This is a genomic window from Citrobacter sp. wls613 (assembly GCF_005281195.1).
GTDB lineage: Bacteria > Pseudomonadota > Gammaproteobacteria > Enterobacterales > Enterobacteriaceae > Citrobacter > Citrobacter gillenii.
The window spans coordinates 46,197-52,864 of the sequence record NZ_SZXN01000082.1 but is presented as its reverse complement, the minus strand read 5'-3'; the positions used below and the strand labels follow the sequence as shown (position 1 = coordinate 52,864).

At 55.5% G+C, this 6,668-nt stretch carries 8 protein-coding genes and 1 other annotated feature; of the genes, 6 read left to right on the top strand and 2 right to left on the bottom strand.

All coding sequences use genetic code 11. The annotated features are described in order from the left end of the window. Window positions 1-1,533, top strand: a 1,533-nt coding sequence (locus FDX01_RS24035) for a mechanosensitive ion channel domain-containing protein (protein WP_249361029.1), incomplete at its 5' end; no start/stop codon positions are given. A gap of 46 nt (window positions 1,534-1,579) precedes the next feature. Here FDX01_RS24035 and rsmS read toward each other — a convergent pair. Further along, window positions 1,580-1,741: a pleiotropic regulatory protein RsmS gene (gene rsmS / locus FDX01_RS20920; protein WP_117342132.1), complete on the bottom strand. Its 162-nt coding sequence runs from the start codon at window positions 1,739-1,741 to the stop codon at window positions 1,580-1,582. A 14-nt stretch (window positions 1,742-1,755) separates the two neighbouring features. Continuing rightward, a complete protein-coding gene (gene priC, locus FDX01_RS20915; protein ID WP_170974791.1) occupies window positions 1,756-2,283 on the bottom strand; it encodes a primosomal replication protein N'' in 528 nt (175 codons plus the stop codon). 69 nt (window positions 2,284-2,352) lie between these two features. Between priC and FDX01_RS20910 the strand changes: the two genes are divergently transcribed. From FDX01_RS20910 to recR, 5 genes are all read left to right on the top strand, one after another. Further along, complete coding sequence (locus FDX01_RS20910; protein WP_096759456.1) at window positions 2,353-2,730, top strand: DUF454 family protein; 378 nt, start codon at window positions 2,353-2,355, stop codon at window positions 2,728-2,730. 194 nt (window positions 2,731-2,924) lie between these two features. After that, window positions 2,925-3,476, top strand: coding sequence for an adenine phosphoribosyltransferase (apt, locus tag FDX01_RS20905; protein WP_096758032.1), 552 nt, complete (start codon window positions 2,925-2,927; stop codon window positions 3,474-3,476). Between the two features lie 209 nt (window positions 3,477-3,685). Continuing rightward, a complete protein-coding gene (dnaX, locus tag FDX01_RS20900) occupies window positions 3,686-5,611 on the top strand; it encodes a DNA polymerase III subunit gamma/tau (protein WP_137400402.1) in 1,926 nt (641 codons plus the stop codon). Then, window positions 4,944-5,008: a sequence feature (DnaX frameshifting element), on the top strand. Its footprint overlaps the gene before it by 65 nt. Window positions 5,612-5,673: 62 nt before the next feature. Then, the gene (locus tag FDX01_RS20895) at window positions 5,674-6,003 is read left to right on the top strand and encodes a YbaB/EbfC family nucleoid-associated protein (RefSeq protein WP_046276079.1); all 330 of its coding nucleotides are present in this window, start codon (window positions 5,674-5,676) and stop codon (window positions 6,001-6,003) included. Then, window positions 6,003-6,608 carry a recombination mediator RecR gene (gene recR, locus FDX01_RS20890; protein ID WP_096758029.1) on the top strand — a complete coding sequence of 202 codons (606 nt, stop codon included), beginning with the start codon at window positions 6,003-6,005 and terminating at the stop codon, window positions 6,606-6,608. The genes FDX01_RS20895 and recR overlap by 1 nt, the downstream gene beginning before the upstream one ends. The last annotated feature ends 60 nt before the right edge of the window (window positions 6,609-6,668 follow it).

The window sequence follows — 6,668 nt, the reverse complement described above, 5'->3', positions numbered from 1 at the left end:
GCGGTCCGCCACTTCGGCATGCCCGCGAAACAGACCAGCCACTGGCGTCGCCAGATTGTGCGTATTAGCCTGGCACTGCTGCCGCTGAATTTCTGGTCGGTGGTCGCTGAGCTTTCGCCTCTCAATCTGATGGATGATGTGCTTGGGCAGATTGTTATTTTCTTTAACTTGCTACTTATTGCCTTCCTGGTATGGCCAATGTGTCGTGAGAGCTGGCGTGATAAGGAATCGCACGGTCTGCGCCTGGTGACGATAACCGTATTGTCGATTATTCCGATCGCGCTAATGGTGCTGACGGCGACCGGTTATTTCTATACCACGCTGCGTTTATCCGGTCGCTGGATTGAGACCGTGTATCTGGTGATCATCTGGAACCTGCTGTACCAGACGGTGCTGCGCGGATTGAGCGTTGCGGCGCGCCGAATTGCCTGGCGTCGTGCACTTGCCCGTCGTGAGAATCTGGTGAAAGAAGGGGCCGAAGGCGCTGAGCCGCAGGAAGAACCTACCATTGCGCTGGAGCAGGTCAACCAGCAAACGCTGCGTATTACCATGCTGCTGATGGTGGCCCTGTTTGGCGTGCTGTTCTGGGCTATATGGTCCGATCTGATCACCGTGTTCAGCTATCTCGACAGTATCACGCTCTGGCATTACAACGGCACAGAAGCCGGTGCCGCGGTGGTGAAAGATGTCACTATGGGCAGCCTGCTGTTTGCGATTATTGCCTCAATGGTGGCCTGGGCGCTGATCCGCAACTTACCGGGTCTGCTGGAAGTGTTGGTGCTGTCGCGCCTGAAAATGCGCCAGGGCGCATCGTATGCGATCACCACAATCCTCAACTACGCGATCATTGCCATCGGTGCGATGACGGTCTTCGGGTCGCTCGGCGTATCGTGGGATAAATTGCAGTGGCTGGCCGCGGCTCTGTCGGTCGGTCTCGGTTTTGGCTTACAGGAAATCTTCGGTAACTTTGTCTCGGGTCTGATCATTCTGTTCGAACGCCCGGTGCGTATCGGCGATACCGTCACGATTGGCACTTATTCCGGGACAGTCAGTAAGATTCGTATTCGTGCGACCACCATTACCGACTTTGATCGCAAAGAAGTGATCATCCCGAACAAAGCGTTTGTGACCGAGCGACTGATCAACTGGTCGCTTTCAGATACCACCACGCGTCTGGTGATCCGCATTGGGGTCGCTTACGGTTCAGATCTCGATAAAGTGAAGAAAGTGCTGCTGCAGGCGGCAATGGAACACCCGAAAGTGATGCACGATCCTGAGCCAGCCGTGTTCTTCACCGCCTTCGGTGCCAGCACGCTGGATCACGAACTGCGTCTGTATGTCCGTGAACTGCGCGATCGCAGCCACACGGTTGATGAACTTAACCGCGCGGTTGACCGCTTGTGCCGTGAAAACAACATTGATATCGCCTTTAACCAACTCGAAGTGCACTTGCACAACGCCAAAGGGGATACTGTGACTGAAGTTAAGCGCGACATCATCAACGGTGATGATCCGACGCCTTCAGTAGGCTAATAGGAAATGTGATTGCCTGATGGCGCAGCGCCATCAGGCAATCCTGCTACCGTTCTTTTTTGGATGATGCGAGCTGTTTCGTTTCATAATCCCGCTTAACGATCTCTAGTGCTTTCAGCACGGTTTCAGGCGCAACCTGATTCTCTTCAAGTAAGACAATCAAATCGACGGCCAGTTTGACTTCGTCCGGGGCGCTTTCAAGTGACATACATTCTCCGACGATTAACGGGTGATACGTGCGAGCACGTTTTCTATTCTTTCCAGCGCATGGCGACAGCGTGCCAGACGCGCCTCGAAGGCTTCCACTTCTCGTAGCAGGCGCTGCTGCTCCTCAAAATTAGTTGCCCGAGCCAGTTGAGCCTTACGTTCGCGTGTCATCTCGACCAGTCGGCGCTCATATTCCTGATGTTGAACGCGTTTGCGCTGCCAGCGGGCAAGCCCTGGCGACGCGCTGTCCCATTCTCTGAGCGACCAGGTGGCGGTCTCACGGGAAATGGCTTCCAGTTGAGACGCTAAATGTTCAGCCAGCCAGGCTACCTGGGGACGCTGCTGGTGTTCAACGGCATGGCGTAACGCGCTCAGGTTAGCATCGGCTTCATCCAGGCAGGCCTGTAACCGTGTGCTGTGGGTGCGAAAAAGCTGGCGATCGAAGCGGGCGCTAAGCGTTGCGTGATGCGCAAGAGGGGCGCAACGCTGCCGCAGGCTGTTGAGCTGGCTTTCGAGCGTCTGAAGCAGCAGGGCGGTTTTCACGATAACACTCCGATGAAAATGAGAACCGTTATGCTAAAGTAGCGATTCTCTGTGTTAAGTATTGATATTATGCGACGCATTATTCTAATCATCATTGGCTGGATAGCGGTAGTGTTAGGCACGCTGGGTGTGGTTTTGCCCCTGTTGCCCACAACACCGTTTATGCTGCTGGCCGCCTGGTGCTTTGCCCGCTCATCGCCGCGTTTTCACGATTGGCTACTGTACCGTTCATGGTTCGGCGGTTATCTGCGCCACTGGCAGAAACACCGTGCGATGCCGTCAGGGGCAAAGCCGCGCGCCATTGTGTTTATTTTGCTGACGTTTGGCGTTTCGCTGTGGCTGGTTGAGATGATGTGGGTACGCGGACTGCTGTTGGTTATTCTCGCCTGCTTGTTGATTTTTATGTGGCGGATCCCGGTGATTGATGAAGAGCAACAAAAGCACTGAAGCATAATAATCGCTGTTGCAATTGTCTCCCGCAGCCAGTAAATTTGACCGTTTTCGAGCACAGGCGCAGGCGGTCAAAGGTTAAACAGATGTAACCTTTGCTCTTTATATATACAAAAAATCATTCAAGACGCGTCGAGGATGGAGTATATAGTGCGCCGTGAAGTAATACCGTATCAATCAGGCACAAACTTATGACCGCAACTGCACAGCAGCTTGAGTTTCTCAAAGATAGCATCAAAAGCATCAACGACTACCCAAAACCGGGCATTCTTTTCCGCGATGTCACCAGCTTGCTGGAAGACCCGAAAGCTTACGCACTCAGCATTGAACTGCTGGTTGAGCGTTACAAAAATACGGGTATCACGAAAGTTGTCGGCACCGAAGCGCGCGGCTTCCTGTTTGGCGCACCAGTCGCCCTGGGGTTGGGCGTCGGGTTTGTTCCGGTGCGTAAACCCCATAAACTGCCACGCGAAGTAATTGCTGAAAGCTATGAGCTGGAATACGGCACCGATCAGCTGGAAATCCATGTTGATGCTATCAAACCGGGCGACAAAGTTCTGGTTGTAGACGATCTGCTGGCGACCGGCGGAACCATCGAAGCGACCGTGAAGCTGATCCGCCGTCTGGGTGGTGAAGTGACCGATGCGGCGTTCATCATCAATTTGTTCGATCTGGGTGGCGAACAGCGCCTGGAAAAACAAGGGCTGACCTGCTACAGCCTGGTCCCTTTCCCGGGCCACTAAGTCGGACTATCTTTTTTGCCATTTTGGCCCCGGTCAGTGCTCAAAATCCTCACGTACTACGTGTACGCTCCGGTTTCTGTGCGCTGCCCGAAACCAAACTGACTGCAACGATAACGCCCGAATATAACGTGTCAACCTCGCCGTCGCTGCGAGGTTGTGTTAGCATTACTCCCCTGTGAATCCACCCTCCAGCCTTTCAGAGCCTGCCAATGAGTTATCAGGTCTTAGCCCGAAAATGGCGCCCACAAACCTTTGCTGACGTCGTCGGCCAGGAACATGTGCTGACGGCACTGGCTAACGGCTTGTCGTTAGGGCGTATTCATCATGCTTATCTTTTTTCCGGCACCCGTGGTGTCGGTAAAACCTCTATCGCCCGTCTGCTGGCGAAGGGACTCAACTGTGAAACCGGCATTACCGCCACGCCCTGCGGGGTGTGTGACAACTGCCGTGAAATCGAGCAGGGACGTTTTGTCGATCTGATTGAAATTGACGCCGCGTCGCGTACCAAGGTCGAAGATACCCGCGACCTGCTGGATAACGTCCAGTACGCGCCCGCACGTGGACGCTTCAAAGTCTATCTGATCGACGAAGTGCACATGCTGTCGCGCCACAGTTTTAACGCCTTACTGAAAACGCTCGAAGAGCCGCCAGCGCACGTTAAGTTCCTGCTGGCGACTACCGATCCGCAGAAGCTGCCGGTCACTATCCTGTCGCGCTGCCTGCAATTTCATCTTAAAGCGCTGGACGTTGAGCAGATCCGCCATCAGCTTGAGCATATCCTCAATGAGGAACACATCGCCCACGAACCGCGTGCACTGCAGCTGCTGTCGCGCGCGGCGGACGGGAGCCTGCGCGATGCGCTAAGCCTGACCGATCAGGCGATTGCCAGCGGCGACGGCCAGGTCTCAACTCAGGCGGTGAGTACCATGCTCGGTACGCTTGACGACGATCAAGCGCTGTCTCTGGTTGAGGCGGTGGTTTCCGGGAATGGCGAACGCGCCATGACGCTGGTTAATGACGCTGCCGCGCGTGGTATTGAATGGGAAGCGCTGCTGGTTGAGATGCTGGCGTTGCTGCACCGGATTGCGATGGTTCAGCTCACGCCTTCCGCGCTCGGTAGCGATATGGCCGCCATTGAACAACGTATGCGCGAACTGGCGCGGACCGTGCCGCCGACCGATATTCAGCTGTATTACCAGACTCTGTTAATTGGACGTAAAGAGCTGCCGTATGCGCCGGACAGGCGTATGGGCGTAGAAATGACGCTGCTGCGGGCGCTGGCTTTTCACCCGCGCGTCCCGCTACCGGAACCCGAAGTCCCTCGCCAGTCGTTTGCACCCGCGGCTCCTACCGCGATCATGGCACTGACACAGGCCCCGGAGCAACAACCTGCGCCTGCGCATCAGGACGTGCCGTTGTCTGAGGCAACCAGCCAGGTGCTGGCTGCGCGTAGTCAGCTGCAGCGTGCTCAGGGAGCGACCAAAGCAAAAAAGAGTGAACCGGCAGCCGCATCCCGCGCGCGGCCGGTGAATAATGCTGCGCTGGAAAGACTGGCGTCGGTGACGGAACGCGTTCAGGCGCGCCCGGCGGCCTCTACGCTGGAGAAGGCACCGGCGAAAAAAGAAGCCTATCGCTGGAAGACGACCAATCCGGTTGCAGAAGTCAAAGAAGTTGTTGCCACGCCAAAGGCGCTGAAAAAAGCGCTGGAACATGAAAAAACACCGGAACTGGCGGCAAAACTGGCGGCGGAAGCCATTGAACGCGACCCGTGGGCCGCGCAGGTCAGTCAGCTGTCATTGCCTAAGCTGGTGGAGCAGGTGGCGCTCAATGCCTGGAAAGAAGAGAATGGCAACGAGGTTCGCCTGCACCTGCGTTCCACGCAGCGGCACCTCAATTCCAGCGGTGCGCAGCAACGACTTGCTGAAGCATTGAGCAGCTTAACGGGCTCAGCGGTTGAATTGACCATCGTTGAAGATGATAATCCTGCGGTGCGCACGCCGCTGGAGTGGCGTCAGGCCATTTATGAAGAAAAACTTGCGCAGGCGCGTGAGTCAATTATTGCGGATAATAACATTCAGACGCTGCGTCGTTTCTTCGATGCGGAGCTGGACGAAGAGAGTATTCGCCCCATTTGATCGTAAGCCATTTTCCATGGTTTTATGGTTGTCATCCCTTAACGTGATTGAGAGAGAAGCCTATGTTTGGTAAAGGCGGTCTGGGTAACCTGATGAAACAGGCCCAGCAGATGCAAGAAAAAATGCAGCAGATGCAGGAAGAAGTGGCCAAGCTGGAAGTGACCGGCGAATCGGGAGCGGGTCTGGTGAAAGTGACCATCAACGGCGCGCATAACTGCCGTCGTGTAGAAATCGACCCAAGCCTATTGGAAGACGACAAAGACATGCTGGAAGATCTGGTTGCTGCGGCATTCAACGATGCGGCTCGTCGCATTGAAGAGACCCAGAAAGAGAAAATGGCCTCCGTTTCCTCTGGTATGCAGCTGCCGCCTGGCTTTAAGATGCCGTTCTGATGCAAACCAGCCCGCTGTTAACTCAGCTTATGGAAGCACTGCGCTGCCTACCGGGCGTTGGCCCGAAGTCAGCGCAGCGCATGGCGTTCGCGCTACTTCAGCGCGATCGCAGCGGCGGGATGCGTCTGGCGCAGTCGTTAACGAAGGCGATGTCGGAAATCGGCCACTGTGCTGATTGCCGCACCTTCACAGAACAAGAAGTATGCAACATCTGTGCGAATCCGCGTCGCCGGGAAAACGGCCAAATTTGCGTGGTAGAGAGTCCTGCGGACATCTACGCCATTGAGCAAACGGGGCAGTTTTCCGGCCGTTATTTCGTGCTGATGGGACACCTGTCGCCGCTGGATGGCATCGGGCCTGATGATATCGGGCTTGATCGTCTGGAGCAGCGACTGGCGTCTGAGCACATCAATGAAGTGATCCTGGCGACCAACCCGACGGTCGAAGGCGAGGCTACCGCCAACTACATTGCCGAGCTGTGCATGCAATATGACGTTGAAGCCAGCCGTATCGCCCACGGCGTACCGGTTGGCGGTGAGCTGGAAATGGTCGATGGCACCACGCTGTCGCACTCTCTTGCCGGGCGTCATAAGATTAAATTCTGAACAAACGGAAGCCGCGACGGCGGTTTCCGCTTGAAATTATCATTCCCTGTCCCCATTTCA